Here is a 17,781-nt window from a genome sequence, read left to right as displayed (position 1 = left end):
CCGGCGCGACAGACCCGCACCCGCCTGCTCGGACACGGGGTCGGGCGGATGGCCGGAGGCTAAAATCCGGGCACCACGGGGGGCGGCGCGGCTGGGCGGCGCCCGCGGCAGGTGAGCGGTAGGAGCAGACCGCATGACGCGCGTGTTCATAGCTTCCTCGACGGAGGGCCGGCCGTTCGCGCAGGCCGCGGCGGCCGTACTGGCACGGCAAGGGGTGGAACCGCTGCTGTGGTGGAGCCAGCAGTGCTTTCCGCCCGGGATGACGCTGCTCGACTCGCTGCTGCGGCTGCTCAACGAGGCGGACGGGGCGCTGATCATCGCCACGCCGGACGACCGGACCACGCGGCGCGGGGCGACGACGTACGCCCCCGCGAGCAACGTCCTTCTGGAGTACGGCCTGTTCACCGGGCGGCTGGGCCAGTCACGGGTGGCCATCGTGACCGTCGGCGATCCCGATCTGCCGTCGGACCTGGGCGGAGTCGTCCATCTGCGGCTGGGCTCGCCCGCCGCGTACCAGGACCCCTCGGTGTACGAGTCGGTGGAGATCGAGCCGAAGATCGTGCCGTGGCTGCGCACTCTGGACGCGGTGAGCAGCAACGGGGCGCGGATCGCGGGTCTGCTCACCCGTCTCGCCCCGCAGGCGAAACCGCGGGACCGGATACGGCTCAAGGCACGAGTGCTGTGCGACCAGCTGGACTCGCGTGCCTTCCCCAGGCTGCCCGAGGCGCAGGTCCTCGACATACTGCGGAGATACGCCCTGACCTACGGGCACGAGGAGCGGGTCGGGCACACGGTGAAAACGCCGGTCGCGGGCTATCTCGACCTGACACGCGTCACTCCGGAATCTCTTGACCAGCGGGTTCTGGCAGGCCATCTCGCCTATCATGTGGCCGAACTCGTCAACCGAAAGGCAATGCGGCCGACACTCCTCGCCGTTTCCAAGGTGGCGGCCACCGGAATTTTGGGTGCCGCGGCCGACTTGCTACCCTTCCCTGCGGTCTATGTGAGCCCGTACGGACCCAACCGCGACAACCCTGTCGAGGGTTTTTACGAGAAGGGCGATCGCGCCGTCCTGTTGCACGATGTGGCACTGAGTGGCCATCATCTGGTCGATTGCATGACCGCCCTCCGGTCCGCAGGCATCAATGCCCGACATATCGTTGCGCTCGCCGAACACGACGGTCGCAACGAGGCGCTCGACTCATTGCTCGAAGAAAACGGGATCATCATGCACACCGCCGTGAAGTTCTCTCCTGGCACCGGCCGCCACCCGCAGGCGGTCGAGACGATCCAGCCCCTGGGCATCCCCGGTGCACTGGAGCCGGAGCCGGGGACCACCTCGCAGTGCCTGTTGTGCGACGTGCTGGACGACGCCGAAGCCACGCCCTTCCGCGGCCTGTTCGGCCGGGACGAGCTGTCGTGCGAGCTGCTGGCCCAGGGCGACGGGTTCGTGGTCGTCGCCGATGTCGCCCCGCTGACCCGGGGACATGTGCTCATCGTCCCGGACGAACACGTCCTGTCGATGTCGGCCCTGCCGGCGGCCTCGCTGGAGACCCTCGACGTGCTGCGCCGGAGGGTCACGTCGGTCCTTCGCGACGGCTACGCGTCGGACGTCGTCGCATTCGAGCACGGAATGTGCGACCCGAATACGAGTTCCGCCTGCGGAATCGACCACGCCCATCTGCACGTCCTACCCCTGGAGCAGTCCGTCACCGGGAACTTCCGTGACCGATTCTCATGTCGGCGAATCGGATCCCTGTCCGATTTGCCGGAGGCCAACGAAGCGCGGCAGGAATACCTTCTGCTGATCGACCAGGAGGGCGCGCACCATTTCGCCGCGACCGACGTGTCGACGAGTCAGTACTTCCGCCGGATGATCGCCGACGCGACCGGTGAACTGCTGTGGAAATGGAACGACAAACTCCTGCTCGGCGACCGCGCGGAGACCCGCGGCCGGATTCTGGAACTGCACCGGGTCTTCGCCGCCCGGGGCTGAACGGACCCTCACCCGCCGCCGGACCGGGCCACCGGTCCGGCGTAACGTGGGGTTCACACTCGGGCAACGGCCGGGAAATCACGTATTGCGAAGCTGCGCGGCATACCGCTGCACCGCAAAGGATGAGGCCCCGTGACCTTCAAGGCTGAGTACATCTGGATCGACGGCACCGAGCCGACGGCCAAGCTCCGTTCGAAGACGAAGATACTGGCGGACTCCGAGAAGGGGGCCGAGCTGCCGATCTGGGGATTCGACGGGTCGAGCACCAACCAGGCGGAGGGCCACGCCTCGGACCGCGTACTCAAGCCGGTCGCCACGTACCCGGACCCGATCCGCGGCGGCGACGACGTCCTCGTCATGTGCGAGGTCCTCAACATCGACATGACGCCGCACGAGTCCAACACCCGCGCCGCGCTGGCCGAGGTGGCGGAGAAGTTCGCCGCGCAGGAGCCGATCTTCGGCATCGAGCAGGAGTACACCTTCTTCAAGGGCGCGCGCCCGCTCGGCTTCCCCGAGGGCGGGTTCCCGGCCGCGCAGGGCGGCTACTACTGCGGTGTCGGCTCGGACGAGATCTTCGGCCGTGACGTCGTCGAGGCGCACCTGGACAACTGCCTCAAGGCGGGCCTCGGCATCTCCGGCATCAACGCCGAGGTCATGCCCGGCCAGTGGGAGTTCCAGGTCGGCCCGCTGGCGCCGCTGGAGGTCTCCGACCAGCTGTGGGTGGCGCGCTGGCTGCTCTACCGCACCGCCGAGGACTTCGGCGTCTCCGCGACGCTGGACCCCAAGCCGGTGAAGGGCGACTGGAACGGCGCGGGCGCGCACACCAACTTCTCCACCAAGGCGATGCGCGAGGGCTACGACGCGATCATCACCGCGTGCGAGTCGCTGGGCGAGGGCTCGAAGCCGCTCGACCACGTGAAGAACTACGGCGCCGGCATCGACGACCGCCTGACGGGTCTGCACGAGACCGCCCCGTGGAACGAGTACAGCTACGGCGTCTCCAACCGCGGTGCCTCGGTCCGTATCCCGTGGCAGGTCGAGAAGGACGGCAAGGGCTACATCGAGGACCGGCGTCCGAACGCGAACGTCGACCCGTACGTGGTGACGCGCCTGCTCGTCGACACCTGCTGCTCCGCCCTGGAGAAGGCCGGCCAGGTCTGATCCCCCGCTTCCCGTGAAGGGGCGCCCGCAGGTCCGGCGGGCGCCCCTTCCGCGCGGGAGGGGCCGTATCGCGCCAAGGTCCGTATCACGTGCCGAGAAGGTCCGTACGGGATCTGCTCCGGACCGGGCTCATCTGCTTCAATGGGGCCATGGCCAGCTTCCAGAAGGACACCGCGACGGGTCGCCACGACCTGGAGCCGTTCTGGCCGTCCCGTCAGCACCACGACTTCGACCGGGTGTGTTGCCGCGCGATGAACGCGCGGGCCCTCTAAAGCCGTACACCCCGGCCTTCGGCCAGCGCGCACGACGTACGTCCGACGACAGCCGCGACCAAGAACTCGCCGCCGTCGCCGCCACACGACGACTCCTCGCGCGAAAGAGCTGACCTCTCATGGCGAACACCCGTTCCTTCTCCACCGCCGGCACCCTCACCGCCACCTCCCCGGGCAGCGCACGCCACCGGCTGCGCGCCGTCGACCGGGACGAGGTGGTCGACGTCGCCGACTTCCTGCCGCCGGGCGCCACCTGGCTGCCCGCTCCCCCGCACACCCTGCCGACGCTGCCGGGCCGCCCGCCGATGGTCGGCTACCTGGTCCTCGTCCCGGCCGACCAGCAGCCGCTGCTGCCGGTCGCCGTGCCGGACGCGCCCGAGCCGGAGGTCCTCGGCGACGACGGCGCCCAGCCCCTCGTCCGCGTCGACTCCGTGCAGCGCACCGCGCGGGTCGACGGGCGCGTCCTCGACCTGACGTACCTGGAGTTCGAGCTGCTCGCCCATCTCGTCGCGCACCCGCACCGGGTGCACACCCGCGACCAGTTGGTCACCACGGTGTGGGGCTACGGGCACGTGGGCGACGGCCGTACCGTCGACGTCCACATCGCCCGGCTGCGGCGCAAGCTCGGCGCGGAGCACCGCGAGGCGATCCAGACGGTGCGGCGGGTCGGGTACAAGTACGCCCCGCCGGCAGGGCGCTGACCGGGGATCTCCTGTCAGCAGATTCCCGTTCCGGCCGGCCGCCCCGTCGGGCAGAGTCGCCGGTATGAGGCTTCTGATGCTGGGCGGTACGGAGTTCGTGGGGCGCGCCGTCGTGGAGGCGGCGCTCGCGGCCGGCTGGGACGTGACGGTGTTCCACCGGGGCCGGGGGGAGGCTCCCTCGGGGGTGCGGACGCGGCACGGCGACCGCACCGCCCGGGACGGGCTCGCGGCACTCGCGGAGGGCGAGTGGGACGTCGTCGTCGACACCTGGTCGGCGGCGCCGCGGGCGGTGCGGGACGCGGCGCGGCTGCTGGCCGGCCGGGCCGGGCGGTACGTGTACGTGTCGAGCTGCTCGGTGTACGCGTGGGCACCGCCCGCCGGGTACACCGAGGACGCCCCGCTCGTGGCGGGCGCGTCGGCGGGCGCGGAGCAGAGCGACTACGCCCGGGACAAGCGGGGCGGCGAGCTGGCCGTGCTGGAGAGCTTCGGCGCTGAGCGCTCGGTGCTGGTGCGCAGCGGGCTGATCCTCGGGCCGTACGAGAACATCGGGCGGCTGCCGTGGTGGCTGAACCGGATGGCGCGCGGGGGCCCGGTGCTCGCGCCGGGTCCGCGTGACCTGCCGCTCCAGTACGTCGACGTCCGCGACCTCGCCGAGTGGATCGTGGGGGCGGCGGAGCGGGGGCTGAGCGGGGCGTACAACCTGGTCGCACCGGGCGGGCACACGACGACCGGCGGGCTCCTCGACGCGTGCGCGCGGGCCACCGGGGGACGCGCGGAGCTGCGGTGGACCGACCCCGCGGTGATCCTGGAGGCCGGTGTCGAGCCCTGGACGCAGCTGCCCGTGTGGGTGCCGCCGGGCAGCGACCTGCACGACGCGCTGCACGGGGCGGACGTGTCCCGCGCGCTCGCGACGGGGCTGCGGGCCCGTCCCGTCGAGGAGACGGTGGCCGACACGTGGAGCTGGCTCGTGCAGCTCGGGGGTGTCGCCCCGCAGCGGTCCGACCGGCCGGTGGTGGGCCTGGATCCCGCCGTGGAGGCGAAGCTGCTCGGGGGGTGAGCCGGGGGTGCACCCAGGTACACCCCCGGACGGGGTGGCCGGCCCAGTGACCGGTGGGCCGGGCTCCGGAAGACTGGGCGCATGGAGACGAGGCGGGCCGGAAGTGACGACGTCCGGGCGAGGGCACGTGAGGTTGCCGTGGCAGCGGCGCGGGGGCTGGTCCTCGCCGTGGCGGGGTTCGTCGCGGCGACCGTCCTGTTCGTGCTGACGGTCGTGTCGGTGGCGCTGGTGCCGGTCGGCGTCGGGATCGTCACCACGCCCTGGGTGCTGACCGGCGTCCGCGCGTTCGCCGGCCGGGAGCGCGAGCTCGCCGGACGCTGGTGCGGGGTGCGGATCCCCTCGGCGTACCGGCCGCTGCCGGCCGACGCCAACCCGTGGGGGCGGTGCTTCGGCATGCTCCGGGACCCGGCGACCTGGCGGGACCTGCGGTGGCTGCCGGTCCGGATGACGGCCGGGTTCGCGACCGCGCTGCTGCCGGCCGCGCTGCTGCTCTACCCGCTGGAGGGCTTCGCGCTGGCGCTGGGGCTGTGGCGGGTCTTCACGGACGGTACGCACACCGGCTGGTGGTACGGCTTCGTGCCGGTCTCCGGACAGGCGAGCGCCCTCGCGGCCGGGGCCCTCGGCGCCGTGCTCCTCCTCGCCGCGTACCGGCTCTGCCCCGCGCTGCTGCGGGTCCACTTCCTGTTCGCCCGGTCGGTGCTCTCCCCGAGTCAGGCCGAACTGGCCGAACGGGTAAGGGTGTTGACGGACAGCCGGCGGGACGCGGTGGACTCCTCGGCGGCCGAGCTGCGGCGGATCGAGCGGGACCTGCACGACGGCGCGCAGGCGCGGCTCGTCGCGATGGGCATGGACCTGGGGACCGTGGAGGCGCTGATCGAAAAGGACCCGGGCAGGGCGCGGGAGCTCCTCGCGCAGGCCCGCAGGTCCTCCGCGGACGCGCTCACGGAGCTGCGCGACCTGGTGCGGGGCATCCATCCGCCGGTGCTGGCCGAGCGCGGACTGGGCGACGCCGTACGGGCGTTGGCGCTGCGCCTGCCCCTCGAAGCGGAGGTCGGGGTCGACCTGGACGGCCGCCCGGACGCCCCCGTGGAGTCCGCCGCGTACTTCGCGGTGAGCGAGGTGCTCACCAACGCGGTCAAGCACTCCGGTGCCGGGCGGGTCTGGGTGGACGTCCGGCACGCGGCGGGCGTGCTGCGCATCGGCGTGACCGACGACGGCCGCGGCGGGGCGGTGGTCGGGGCCGGTTCCGGGCTGACCGGGGTGGAGCGGCGGCTCGGTACATTCGACGGCGTCCTGGCCGTCAGCAGCCCCGCGGGCGGTCCCACGATGGTGACCATGGAGATCCCGTGCGTGTTGTCCTAGCCGAGGACCTGTTCCTGCTGCGTGACGGACTGGTGAGGCTGCTGGAGGCCTACGACTTCGAGATCGCCGCGGCCGTGGAGAGCGGGCCCGAACTCAAGCGGGCCCTCGCCGAGTCGGACCCGGACATCGCCGTGGTCGACGTACGCCTGCCGCCCTCGCACACCGACGAGGGGCTGCAGTGCGCCCTGGAGGCACGCCGCAGGAGGCCGGGGCTGCCGGTGCTGGTCCTCTCCCAGCACGTGGAGCAGCTGTACGCACGGGAGTTGCTGGCCGACGGCACCGGCGGGGTCGGCTATCTGCTCAAGGACCGGGTGTTCGACGCGGAGCAGTTCATCGACGCGGTACGACGGGTCGCGGCGGGCGGCACCGCCATGGACCCGCAGGTCATCCAGCAGTTGCTGTCCCGGCGGAGCGCCACCGATCAGCCGCTCGGCCGGCTCACGCCCCGCGAGCGGGAGGTGCTGGAGCTGATGGCGCAAGGCCGCTCGAACGCGGCGATCGCGGGTCAGCTGGTGGTCACGGAGCGGGCGATCGCCAAGCACACGTCCAACATCTTCGCCAAGCTGCGCCTGGAGGTCTCGGACGACGACAACCGGCGCGTCCTCGCGGTGCTGGCGTACCTGGACCGGGGTCGCTGAGGCCCGGTCCGGGTACGCCACCGGCTCGTCTCCCGGCCCCCACTGAACATGGTTCAAACCTCTTCGGGGAGATCAACTCCCTTTGATTCGACGGCGTTTGGGGCGGATGGTGCCGGAATCGGCCACGGGGATTTCCAAGTTCTTCCGGGGTTCCTGAACGCCCCACCCGCCTCACCCGTATGGAACGGAGCCGCTTCACTCCTGTCGGGCGCCTCGCTGCCCCGCAAGGAAGTCAGAGGAGTTCCATGGGACGCAACACACGAAAACGCCGTTCACCGCTTGCCGTCCGCGCCATAGCCGCATCGGCGGCTCTGGCGATCGGTGGTGGCGGGCTGGTCTGGGCGAATTTCTACGCTTCCGCGCATGAGGAGAACTCGGCGCAGAACGACACCAAGGCCGCCGCCGCTCAGGTGGCAACCATCAAGTGCCCGGACGTCGGTCAGCAGTTGACCAAGGTTCCGTGGCGGGCCCGGTCCGGCGTCGACAGGGAGCTGGCGACCCTCGACAAGCAGATCACCGAGGCGTACGCCCGGCTCGCCGCCTCGCGCGACGCCGCGGCCAAGGACGCCAACTTCGTCCAGAACTCCATCCTCGGCCCGCTGAAGGACAAGCGGACCGCGACGATCGAACGGATCAAGATCGACTTCAGGCGGGTCGGCAGCACCGCGCCGAGCTCGCTGGACGGACTCGCCCCCTGCACGGGCGTACCGGCGGACCCGCCGGAGACCACCGACGGCCAGGCCGGCGACGGTCAGGACCAGAACGGGGACGGGCAGGCCGACGGCGGCCAGGACCAGAACGGCGACGGTCAGGACCAGGGCGACGGTGGCCAGGACCAGGGCGGCGGCGAGCAGGCCGGCAACGGCGGCCAGGCGGGCAACGGCCCGGTGGCGGCCGACTTCGTGGACATCACGAAGGTGCAGCCCAACGTGGCCCGCAAGCCCCGCACCCGCTCCGGCGGCTCGGCCGGCACCTTCACCAGCTCCTGCGGTGTGAACGCCAACAAGAAGTTCAACACCGACAACGTGATCGTGGCGCCCGGTGTCACCAACGGCGCCCACCACCTGCACGACTACGTCGGCAACCAGTCGAACGACGCCTTCGCCAACAACGACACGTTCGCCGCGGCCCAGACCAGCTGCGCGAACCCGGGCGACAAGTCGTCGTACTACTGGCCGGTGGTGCGTATCCAGAACGGTACGCAGGACTTCGACCAGAACAACGACGGCGGTGGCAAGGAAGGCAACGTCGGCCAGATCCAGCAGACCAAGCAGGCGTCGATCAAGTTCGTGGGCAACCCGCGGAGCAAGGTCGTCGCGATGCCGAAGTTCCTGCGGATCATCACCGGTGACGCGAAGACCACGACCAACGGTCTCGCCAACGCCAACGCCCACTGGAGCTGCACCGGCTTCGAGAACAAGGTGCAGCTGACCGAGCAGTACCCGATCTGCCCCGAGGGCAGCGACGTGGTCCGCTCGTTCTCCTTCCAGAGCTGCTGGGACGGACAGAACGTCGACAGCGCCAACCACCGTACGCACGTCGCGTTCGCCGACGCCCAGGGCAACTGCGCGAACGGCTTCAAGGCGATCCCGCAGCTGACGATGCGTCTGGTGTACGACGTGCCGGCGCCGACCATCGAGAACGGGCAGGTCAAGAACCCGTACGCGGTGGACGGCTTCCCCGAGCAGCTGCACAAGCCGAGCACCGACCACGACGACTTCATCAACGTCTTCGACGAGAAGCTGATGAACAAGATGGTCAACTGCATCAACACCGGCAGGAAGTGCAAGTGACCGGCTGAGCCGGTCCGCCCAAGAGGCCGGCGGTGGGATCCCCTCCCACCGCCGGCCTCCGGCGTATCTCCCCCTCGCCCGGGGGTGTTCCCCGGGGCCCCGTGAACCCGCGCGGTCAGCCGCTGTGGTGACCGGAGTGCGCGGTCTCGTCCCCCCCGCCACCACTGCCGCCCGAGTGGTGAGAGGCCCCCTCCTCCATGGTCCCGCCGAGCCGGCCGCGCAGCGCCGTGACCGTCCCCGGCTCCCCCACGGCGACCCACTTGCTGCCGACGAGGTACGAACCGCCGTAGTCCTTGGCCTCGTTGAGCCACTCGCGCTGGCCGCGGTCGGTGGCGAAGGTGGCGAGGATGAACTTGCCGTCGGTGTTCTTGCAGACGGCCTGGCGGATCTCGTCCGCGTCCGTCTGGATGTCCGGATCGCACTTCGCCTCGGAGGCCAGGTGCTCCAGGCTGCCGGTGGCCGTGGCCGGGACCTTGTCGTCCTCGGCGCCGGCGCCGCCCGACCCGCCGCAGCCGGTGAGCAGCAGCAGTGCCGCCACGGCCCCGGTCGCTCCGGCCGCGAGCCCCTCGCGCGTCACCCTCATACGTTCCTCCGGTCCCTTGCGGCGACCTGAACCCGTCGCCTCCGTACGCACCGTCGAGCACGGACGCCCGTCCGGTCAGCATGCCGCACCCGCCGGGACGGGAGGCACGCGGACGGACAGTCCGTCGCGACGCACGGTGCCGGGCGCGGCCGGTGCCACCGGCCTCGGGACCGCCCTCGGGGTGACGGTCCCGGCCCACGCCGCAGGGAGCCCCGGCACAGGGGCCCCGCCTTCGATACGGCTCCCGGCCGCTCCGCGCTCAACGGGCCCCGTCCGGAAAGCGCCGGGCGGTCCGGGCGACGGGCCCACGGGAGGCGCCGGACCCGGCGACGGAGGTGCGTGAGACACGTACGCGCGCGGCGGGACGGTGGATTCCCGGGTCCGGCGGCCGGAAGATCACGTGCCCGATGGTCCGCGCCGGGGCGCTTGTGCGAGGGTGAGTGGATGAACGACGACTGGGACAAGCGCGTGGCGGCGGCCTGGGCCACCTTCGACGACTACGACCAGGACCGGGCGGGCGAGTTCCGCGCGGTGATCGACGAACTCGTCGCCGAACTCCCGGAGGGCAGCCCCGTCGGCCTCTTCGAGCGGGCCTGCGCCTGGGACTCGACGGGCCACTCGGACCGGGCGGTCCCCCTGTACCAGGAGGCGCTGGCCGGCGGCCTCGACAGCCACCGGACCCGGCGCACGAAGATCCAACTCGCCAGCTCGCTGCGGAACATCGGGCAGGCGGAAGAGGGCGTCAATCTCCTCACCCCCGAACTGGTGGCCCCCTCCGACGAGTTGGACGACGCGGTGCGCGCCTGTCTGGCGCTCTGCCTCGCCGACCTCGGCCGGGAACGCGAGGGTCTCGCCCTGGTGCTCGGCGCCCTCGCCCCCCATCTGCCGTGCTATCAGCGGTCCATGGCGAACTACGCCCGGCTGCTGGTGGAACCGGGAGCGTAAAGCCCTGGTCCGCTTCCCGCGGGCCGAGGTGACCAACCGACGATTCGCTCGTTCTGCTGAACGTGCAGTCACAGGATGTAGCCCCGCGCCCCGCACCCGAACCGGCCGTCGACGTCGAGCAGGCCGAGGCCGCGCTCGTCGAGCACTACCCGCGGCTCGTCCGGCTCGCCTATCTGGTGCTGCCGCCGAGCCTCGGCCGCAACCGCCGGGTGCTCACGGCGCACGCCCTCACCCAGCGCGCCCTGCCGCGCGGACGGACCGCCGCCGCCGTGATCCCCGCCCAGGCGAGCGGCCGTGACAGCGACCCGGGTTACGCCGTCGTCCGCCTCCACGTGGTGCGCAGCGCCCTGGAGGCGGGCCTGCCGCTGAAGCGCCTCGCCTGGCCCAAGCGGGCACAACTGCCGCCGCTGCTCCCGCAGGTGTGGGGCCTGCGGCTCTTCCCGCGCTCCGGCGGCGCCGACGAACTCGCCTTGGACCAGCGGCTCTCCGGACTCACCGGACCGGCCCGCGCGGCCTTCGTCCTGCGCGCCCTGGAGCGCATGTCCGACACCGACGTGCGCGAGGTGCTGGAGGCGGCGGGCGTCAAGGAACCCGGCGCGGCGCTCATCGAGGCCGGCACCGTGACCGCCGGGGACGACCTGCTGCTCTCCCCCGAGTTCGACCCCTGCTCGCTGCACGCCCGACCCACCGACCTGATGCGGCGCAGGCAGCACCTGAAGGCCGCGCTCGCCGCCGCAGCGGCCGTCGCGGTGTGCGGCGCGCTGCTCGGTCTGCCCGGCGACGGCTGGGGTCCGGACGGGGCCGCCGCGCCCTCGTACGCGCAGAACCCCGCCGCCCAGGCCGCGCTCGATCCCGCGCAGGTGGTGAAGGTGCCGCCGACGGCCTGGCGTTCCTCCGCGCGCACCGACTTCTCGGTGTGGCCCGCGCGCGGGAACCTCACCCGGGACAGCGCGCTGCTGCGGCGCGCCCTCGCCGTGTGGGCGCGCCCCGGCGAGACCGTGCAGGTGTCCGCCACCCCGGGCACGCCCTCGGGCGCCCCGCCCGGCCCACCCCAGCTGCTGTACGCGGGAGACGTCGACTCCGCGCGCGTGGTGCTCCTCTACGACGGTCTGCGCATCGCCCGGTACGCCGAGCCGAAGAGCGCGACGAACGGCGCCGCCCTCGACTTCGCCCGGGTGGACGGCGCGACCGACGCCGAGTCGAGCGCGGTGGTCCTCGACCGGGCGGACGGCAACGTCCGCTATCTGACGGCTCCCTGGGTGCGCCGGGCCACCCAGCGGGACCTGCTGAAGCCGGCGGCGGCCCCGGTCGCCCTCGGGCTGTCGGCGGACGGCGTGACCGGGCCGCTGGCCAGCCCCGCGCAGCAGACCGGCACGTGCCGCTCCTGGAACACACTGCAACTGACGGGCGGCACCGGCGGTTCGCGCCCGCGCCTGCTGACCGACCTCGGCGAGCTCACCCCGGCGCACCTCACCGCGGGGCGGCCGTCCGCGCCGCGCGAGGCCTCGCCGCGCGGCTGGTCGGCGTACGCCTGCTCGCTCTCCTCGGTGCGCTCCATGGGCGTCCGGTCGGTGAACGCCTGGCAGTTCGCGCGCCAGCAGCTGCCCGACGCGAGCGGGGCCGCCGAGTGGGTGTGCACCCGGGCCGAGACCTGGCGGGGTGCGGATCCGCGCGTGCTGGCGCAGTTCCACACGCCGGGCGGACGCTTCGGGGCGGTCGCCGCGAAGGCGGAGAACGCGCCCGCCTGCGGCTCGCGCGACCCGCACGTTCTGGCGGGGGTGCTGTGGAAGTCGGCCGCGGGGTCCTGGTACCTGCTCGCCGCGGGCAGCGAGGACATGACGTCGGTCAGCGCGACCGGCGGAGTCCGCGGCACGGCCCAGGGCAACCTGCTCACCGTCCGCGCGAAGCAGGGGGCGCGGGCGGAGTTGACCGGCACGCTGGCCGACGGCGCGACGATCGACGGCCTGCGCTAGAGCCCGTTTGCCTTCGTCCCGGGCACCCCGCGGTCCCGGACGCCCCGCAGTCCCGGGCGCCCCACGTCCCGCTCCCCGGAGCACCCGCCGCCCCGCGGTCCGGGTACCCGCCGCCTCGGACGCCCCACCGCCCCGCGCCTCGGTGTCCCGCGGCTCGGTGTCCGGTCGGCCCTCCGCTCCCGTCGCCGCCGAAGTGCGGTCGGCGGGAGGGGGGTTCGTGAACTGGGGGTGGGCAGCCCGGGCCCCACGACCCCGCGCCGCACGGCTCCGCGAAACACCCCGTGGCACCCCGGGCAAGGGCCCCCGAGCTAGCTGACGTTCATGTCAACAAGTCGGCGCACAGGGGTTCTCCCGAGGGCTACCCATCAGTACATTGACGCCATGTCCAACAAGCAGACGCCCCGCGAGCCGCAGCCGGCCGAGTCCGGGCGGACGACCCTCCAGGCGCGGAAGGTGTCGTTCTCCTGGGAGGACACCCCCCTGCACTGGGTGCCGGGCGATCCGTTCGCCACCCACACCATCAACGTGCTGCACCTGCTGCTGCCCGCCGGCGAGCGCTGGTTCGTGCACGTGTACCGGCAGGCGCTGCCCCTCATCCGGGACGAGCGGCTGCGCGCGGACGTCATCGGCTTCATCGGGCAGGAGGCGATGCACTCGCAGGCCCACGACGAGGTGCTGCCGCACCTCAAGGACCTGGGCCTCGACCCCACCCCGTACACCGCGCAGGTCGACTGGCTCTTCGAGAAGCTGCTCGGCGACCGCACCCTGCCGCCGGGCCGGGCGCGCAGGTGGTGGCTCATGGAGCGGGTCGCCCTCATCGCGGCCATCGAGCACTACACCGCGTTCCTCGGCGACTGGGTGCTGAACGCGGAGGAGCTGGACCGCAGGGGCGCCGACCCGACCATGCTGGACCTGCTGCGCTGGCACGGCGCGGAGGAGGTCGAGCACCGGTCCGTGGCCTTCGAGCTGTTCCAGCACCTCGACGGCGGCTACCGGCGCCGGGTGCGGACCTGGGCGACCGCCTTCACGGCCCTGGTCTTCCTCTGGCAGCGCGGCACGCGGTTCTTCATGGCGAACGACCCGACCCTGACGGCGGGCCGCGCCGGCTTCCGGGACTTCTACGTGAGCGGGCGGGCGGGCGTGCTGCCGTCGACCGGGGACATGCTGAAGTCGATCCCGCGCTATCTGAGCCGCGGCTACCACCCCTCCCAGGAGGGCTCCACCGAGCAGGCCCTGGCCTACCTCGCCGCATCCCCCGCCGCAACGGCCGCCGAGCGGAGCGCCTCGTGACGCCCCGGGTGCGGACCCTCGTGGCCGTCGCCGGTACCGCGCTGCTGGTCCGAGGCGCACTGCGCCGCCGGATCCAGGCGTCGCCGCTGTGGCCGCTGCCCGCCCTGGAGGAACCCGTCTCCGGCCGCCCGCGCTCGCGCGCCCTGCGGCTGCGCGTCGCCCGGCACGAGCGGATCGCCGACGGCGTGGTCCGACTGCGCCTGGAGGGCAGCGGTCTGCCCGCCTGGGAGCCCGGCGCCCACCTCGACCTGGTGCTGCCCTCCGGACTCGTACGGCAGTACTCGCTGTGCGGGGACCCGGAGGACTCGTCCGCGTACACCGTGGCGGCACGGCTCGTGGACGAGGCGGAGGGCGGGCGTGGCGGCTCGCGCGAAGTGCACGAGGAGCTCCGCGAGGGCATGGAGGTCGAGGTGCGCGGCCCGCGCAACCGCTTCCCGCTCGTGGACGCGCCCGCGTACGTCTTCGTGGCCGGCGGCATCGGGATCACGCCCGTCCTGCCGATGCTGCGCTCCCTCGGCGAGGACGTCCGGTGGCGGCTGCTCTACGGCGGGCGGACCCGGGAGTCGATGCCGTTCCTGGAGGAGATCGAGAAGCTGCCGGGCGACCGGGTCACCGTCGTCGCCGAGGACGTGGACGGACGGCCGGGCCTGGACGGGTTGTTCGCGGACCTCCCCGACGGCGCGGCCGTCTACTGCTGCGGTCCGCAGGGGCTGATGGAGGCCGTCGCCGACCGGCTGCCCGAGGGCGCCTCGCTGCACCTGGAGCGGTTCGGGGCCCCCGCCTCCGCCGACGGGAGCGACGGCGCCTTCGAGGTCGAACTGCGCCGCAGCCGCCGTACGGTGACCGTCCCGGCCGGCACCACCGTCCTCGCCGCCGTGCGGGAGGTGTTGCCCGACACCGTGTACTCGTGCGCGCAGGGCTTCTGCGGGACCTGCCAACAGCGCGTGCTGGAAGGGGAGATCGACCACCGGGACGAACTGCTGACGGACGCGGAGCGTGACGACTCGATGCTGATCTGTGTCTCGCGGGCGCGCGGTGGGCGCCTCGTGCTGGACATGTGAACACCCCTGGCCGGACCGGCCCGTTCCGGGTCCGAACCGATCGGTAAGGTGTTCGTATGACAACCGGGGTACGCCGCAGAATGGGCGTCGAGGAGCGACGGCAGCAGCTGATCGGCGTCGCCCTCGACCTGTTCAGCCGACGCTCGCCCGACGAGGTCTCCATCGACGAGATAGCCTCCGCCGCCGGCATCTCGCGACCGTTGGTCTACCACTACTTCCCCGGCAAACTCAGCCTCTACGAGGCGGCGTTGAAGCGGGCCTCCGACGATCTCGCGGGGCGTTTCGTGGAGCCCCGCGAGGGTCCGCTCGGGGCGCGGCTGCTGCGGGTCATGCACCGCTTCTTCGACTTCGTGGACGACCACGGGCCCGGCTTCTCGGCCCTGATGCGCGGCGGCCCCGCCGTCGGCTCCTCGACCACCAACGCGCTGATCGACTCGGTGCGCCAGGCGGCGTACGTCCAGATCCTCGCGCATCTGGGCGTCGAGAGGCCGCCCGCCCGGCTGGAGCTGGTGATCCGGTCGTGGATCTCGCTCGCCGAGTCCACGGCGTTGATCTGGCTGGACGGGCGGCGCATCCCGCGCGGTGAGCTGGAGGCGCAGCTCGTGCGGGACTTCGCCGCGCTGGCCGCGGTGAGCGCCGCCTACGACGCCGAGATGGCCGACGTACTGCGGCGCGCCTTCGAGAACGAGCCGGCCGAGGGTCCCTTCACGGACCTCGCGGTCCGACTGATCTCGCTGGCGACGCCCTCGGCGCCCTAGGGTCTGTCGTTTGGATCAGGCCGGTGTCGCGGGACGAACCGTCGATCGCGGTCGGCCTGATCCAAACGACAGACCCTAGCCGCGAGCCGTCACGCCCCGGACGTCAGAGCTCGAACTTGCGGTAGGACGGGTCGAGGTCGCGCACCTCGGCGGAGGCGTGCAGGGCGAGGCTGTCGACGGGCTTCACGTAGGTCCTCAGCAGGTCCAGCACCTCCTCGGTCAGCTTCGCCTTGGTCTCCTCGGTCCGCCCGGCGAGCAGTCCGAGCGTGACGTGCACGACGGCGTGCCCGTCGGTGTCCTCCCCCACCGTGGTGTCCTCGGTGGGACGGAACACGGTCTTGCAGGCGCCGATCTTCGCCGCCGCCGTGTCGACCACGCGCGCGTGCAGCGCCCGGGCGAAGCCGCCACGGTCGAAGGCGGTGTCGAGCGTCGCGGAGTAGTCGACGGTGATCTGCGGCATGGGCACTCCTGTTCCAGGGGGACGTCCCGGTCACCCTAGCCGCAGGGCGAGCAGCGCGATGTCGTCCTCCCGGTCGTGGCCGAAGCAGTCGAGGAGGGTGTCGCACAGGGCGGCCGGTCCGGGCGGGGCGTCGGCGGCGGCGGTGCGCAGCTGCTCCATGGAGACGGCGAGGTCCGTGCCGCGGGTCTCGATCAGGCCGTCCGTCACCATCAGCAGCCGGTCGCTGGGCATCAGCACCGCCTCGGTGGGCGCCGGATGGTCCAGTCCGAGGCCGAGCAGCGGTCCGGAGGCCTTGACGTAGGAGGCGGTGCCGTCGTCGCCGACGAGCAGGGGCGGGATGTGGCCCGCGTTGGCGATCCGGACCCGTCCGCTCGCCGGGTCGACCAGGGCGAGGCAGACCGTGGCGGTGACGTCGGGGTGGTAGTGCTGGAGCATCCGGTCCAGGCGCCGGGCCAGGTCGCCGGGGTCGGGGTCCTCGACGCAGTAGGCGCGCAGGGCGTGCCGGATCTCGACCATGACGGTGGCCGCGTCCAGCGAGTGCCCGACGACGTCCCCGACGGCGGTGAGCACACCGCCCGAGGTGCTCAGCGCCGCGTAGAAGTCCCCACCGATCTCGGTCTGCCGGGAGGCGGGCACGTAGCGCACGACCACGTCGACGCCGGGGAGTTCGGGCAGCCGGTGCGGCTGGGGCAGGAAGCTGTGCTGGAGGGTGAGCGCGACGTGCCGCTCCACCTGGTACATCAGCAGCGGTTCGGCGGCGAGCGCGGTGGCCTGGGCCAGCCGCACGACGAGTGCCTCGGTCCGCGGGTCGGCGACCGAGGAGTGCGGGTGCCGCGCGGGCACGGCGAGGCACACCGGCGCCCGTTCGTGCCGGGTCCTGGCCAGCACCAGGCGGGCGTCGTCGCAGATCCCGGGCCGGAAGAAGCCCGCGGGCCACAGCGGCGCGGGGACGACGGTGCTGCGCACCCCGGTGTGGCCGCTCATGAAGGAGCGGATGAGCCCGGCCACCGCCTCGTGCGTGCTGCGGTCGGCGGCCGGCCCGCGGGAAGGGGGGTGCGACCGGACGGACGGCCGGTCGCCGGATCTCCCCTCGTACAGCTCACCGTCCTCGGAGAGCACGAACACGGCCGCCGGTGTGCCGGTGAGCCGGGCGGTGCCCTCGGCGGCCGCGTCGGCGAGTTCCGTGAGGCAGCGCGCCGTCTGGACGGCGACGATCGTCTCGGACAGCAGGGTCAGCCGCTGGACGAGCGTCTCGGCTCCGGAGAGCATGCGGGCGCCGCGCACCGCGGCCCGGACGACCGCCTCGATCTCCTCGGGTTCCGCGGGCACCGACAGGTAGGCGTCTCCTCCGGCCTCCAGGCCCCGGCAGCGGTAGCCGGGTTCCGCGGCGGCGGCGGAGAAGTGGACGACGGGCAGGGCGGCCGTGGCGGGCTGCGCCTTGATCCTGCGGCACAGCTCGAAGCCGTTCAGGTCGGGGAGTCCGACGTCCACGAGCGCCACGTCGGGCAGGGTGCCGGCGCGTACCCGTGCGTCGAGTTCGAGCAGGGCCTCCGTCGCACCGGCCACGGGGACGACCCGGTGACCGGCACGGCTCAGTACGGCGGCCAGCGCGTAGCGGCCGGCCGCCGCGTCGTCGACCACGAGCACGGTGGACGCCGTGCCGTCGGCCTGGTCGAAGCCGTCCATGTGCAAAGCCCCTCGGGGCACGGGGATGGGGACAGACCCCGCGGT

At 72.6% G+C, this 17,781-nt stretch carries 16 protein-coding genes; 13 read left to right on the top strand and 3 right to left on the bottom strand.

The features are described from left to right. Positions 1–133 precede the first annotated feature (133 nt). The 8 genes from ACZ4VA_RS03940 to ACZ4VA_RS03905 all read left to right on the top strand — a co-directional run bounded on the left by ACZ4VA_RS03940 (position 134) and on the right by ACZ4VA_RS03905 (position 8,980). A complete protein-coding gene (locus ACZ4VA_RS03940) occupies positions 134–1,996 on the top strand; it encodes a TIR domain-containing protein (RefSeq protein WP_468079557.1) in 1,863 nt (620 codons plus the stop codon). Between the two features lie 132 nt (positions 1,997–2,128). Then, on the top strand, positions 2,129–3,157 hold the full coding sequence (glnII, locus tag ACZ4VA_RS03935) for a glutamine synthetase (RefSeq protein ID WP_356167372.1): 1,029 nt from the start codon (positions 2,129–2,131) through the stop codon (positions 3,155–3,157). A gap of 149 nt (positions 3,158–3,306) precedes the next feature. After that, on the top strand, positions 3,307–3,429 hold the full coding sequence (locus ACZ4VA_RS03930) for a hypothetical protein (protein WP_355729704.1): 123 nt from the start codon (positions 3,307–3,309) through the stop codon (positions 3,427–3,429). Between the two features lie 119 nt (positions 3,430–3,548). After that, complete coding sequence (locus ACZ4VA_RS03925) at positions 3,549–4,130, top strand: winged helix-turn-helix domain-containing protein (protein ID WP_356167375.1); 582 nt, start codon at positions 3,549–3,551, stop codon at positions 4,128–4,130. 64 nt (positions 4,131–4,194) lie between these two features. Then, positions 4,195–5,187, top strand: a complete 993-nt coding sequence (locus ACZ4VA_RS03920; protein WP_356167378.1) for an SDR family oxidoreductase — start codon at positions 4,195–4,197, stop codon at positions 5,185–5,187. An 81-nt stretch (positions 5,188–5,268) separates the two neighbouring features. Further along, a complete protein-coding gene (locus tag ACZ4VA_RS03915) occupies positions 5,269–6,549 on the top strand; it encodes a sensor histidine kinase (RefSeq protein ID WP_468079553.1) in 1,281 nt (426 codons plus the stop codon). Next, entirely contained in the window at positions 6,534–7,187 is a 654-nt protein-coding gene (locus ACZ4VA_RS03910) for a response regulator transcription factor (RefSeq protein WP_355793969.1), read from the top strand. The genes ACZ4VA_RS03915 and ACZ4VA_RS03910 overlap by 16 nt, the downstream gene beginning before the upstream one ends. A gap of 245 nt (positions 7,188–7,432) precedes the next feature. Next, positions 7,433–8,980: a DUF1996 domain-containing protein gene (locus tag ACZ4VA_RS03905; RefSeq protein WP_355793968.1), complete on the top strand. Its 1,548-nt coding sequence runs from the start codon at positions 7,433–7,435 to the stop codon at positions 8,978–8,980. A 115-nt stretch (positions 8,981–9,095) separates the two neighbouring features. Here ACZ4VA_RS03905 and ACZ4VA_RS03900 read toward each other — a convergent pair whose 3' ends face one another. Further along, positions 9,096–9,563 carry a hypothetical protein gene (locus ACZ4VA_RS03900; RefSeq protein ID WP_356167387.1) on the bottom strand — a complete coding sequence of 156 codons (468 nt, stop codon included), beginning with the start codon at positions 9,561–9,563 and terminating at the stop codon, positions 9,096–9,098. A 444-nt stretch (positions 9,564–10,007) separates the two neighbouring features. On the opposite strand from ACZ4VA_RS03900, the gene ACZ4VA_RS03895 reads away from it, so the two are divergent. From ACZ4VA_RS03895 to ACZ4VA_RS03875, 5 genes are all read left to right on the top strand, one after another. Further along, on the top strand, positions 10,008–10,508 hold the full coding sequence (locus tag ACZ4VA_RS03895; protein ID WP_468079550.1) for a tetratricopeptide repeat protein: 501 nt from the start codon (positions 10,008–10,010) through the stop codon (positions 10,506–10,508). Between the two features lie 62 nt (positions 10,509–10,570). Further along, positions 10,571–12,481: a hypothetical protein gene (locus ACZ4VA_RS03890; RefSeq protein WP_468079548.1), complete on the top strand. Its 1,911-nt coding sequence runs from the start codon at positions 10,571–10,573 to the stop codon at positions 12,479–12,481. A gap of 381 nt (positions 12,482–12,862) precedes the next feature. Next, a complete protein-coding gene (locus ACZ4VA_RS03885; RefSeq protein WP_355784643.1) occupies positions 12,863–13,771 on the top strand; it encodes a metal-dependent hydrolase in 909 nt (302 codons plus the stop codon). Next, positions 13,768–14,832, top strand: a complete 1,065-nt coding sequence (locus ACZ4VA_RS03880) for a PDR/VanB family oxidoreductase (protein WP_356167395.1) — start codon at positions 13,768–13,770, stop codon at positions 14,830–14,832. Before ACZ4VA_RS03885 ends, ACZ4VA_RS03880 begins: the two co-directional genes overlap by 4 nt. 56 nt (positions 14,833–14,888) lie before the next feature. Next, a complete protein-coding gene (locus ACZ4VA_RS03875) occupies positions 14,889–15,590 on the top strand; it encodes a TetR/AcrR family transcriptional regulator (RefSeq protein ID WP_356167398.1) in 702 nt (233 codons plus the stop codon). A 103-nt stretch (positions 15,591–15,693) separates the two neighbouring features. Here ACZ4VA_RS03875 and ACZ4VA_RS03870 read toward each other — a convergent pair whose 3' ends face one another. Together ACZ4VA_RS03870 and ACZ4VA_RS03865 are read right to left on the bottom strand one after the other, a co-directional pair. Then, the gene (locus ACZ4VA_RS03870) at positions 15,694–16,050 is read right to left on the bottom strand and encodes a 5-carboxymethyl-2-hydroxymuconate Delta-isomerase (RefSeq protein ID WP_356241894.1); all 357 of its coding nucleotides are present in this window, start codon (positions 16,048–16,050) and stop codon (positions 15,694–15,696) included. Positions 16,051–16,080: 30 nt separating this feature from the next. Beyond that, complete coding sequence (locus tag ACZ4VA_RS03865; RefSeq protein WP_356241891.1) at positions 16,081–17,736, bottom strand: fused response regulator/phosphatase; 1,656 nt, start codon at positions 17,734–17,736, stop codon at positions 16,081–16,083. Between the last annotated feature and the right edge of the window lie 45 nt (positions 17,737–17,781).

It is taken from the genome of Streptomyces sp. NPDC028308, assembly GCF_055565855.1.
This window is presented reverse-complemented; position numbering and strand designations above follow the sequence as displayed.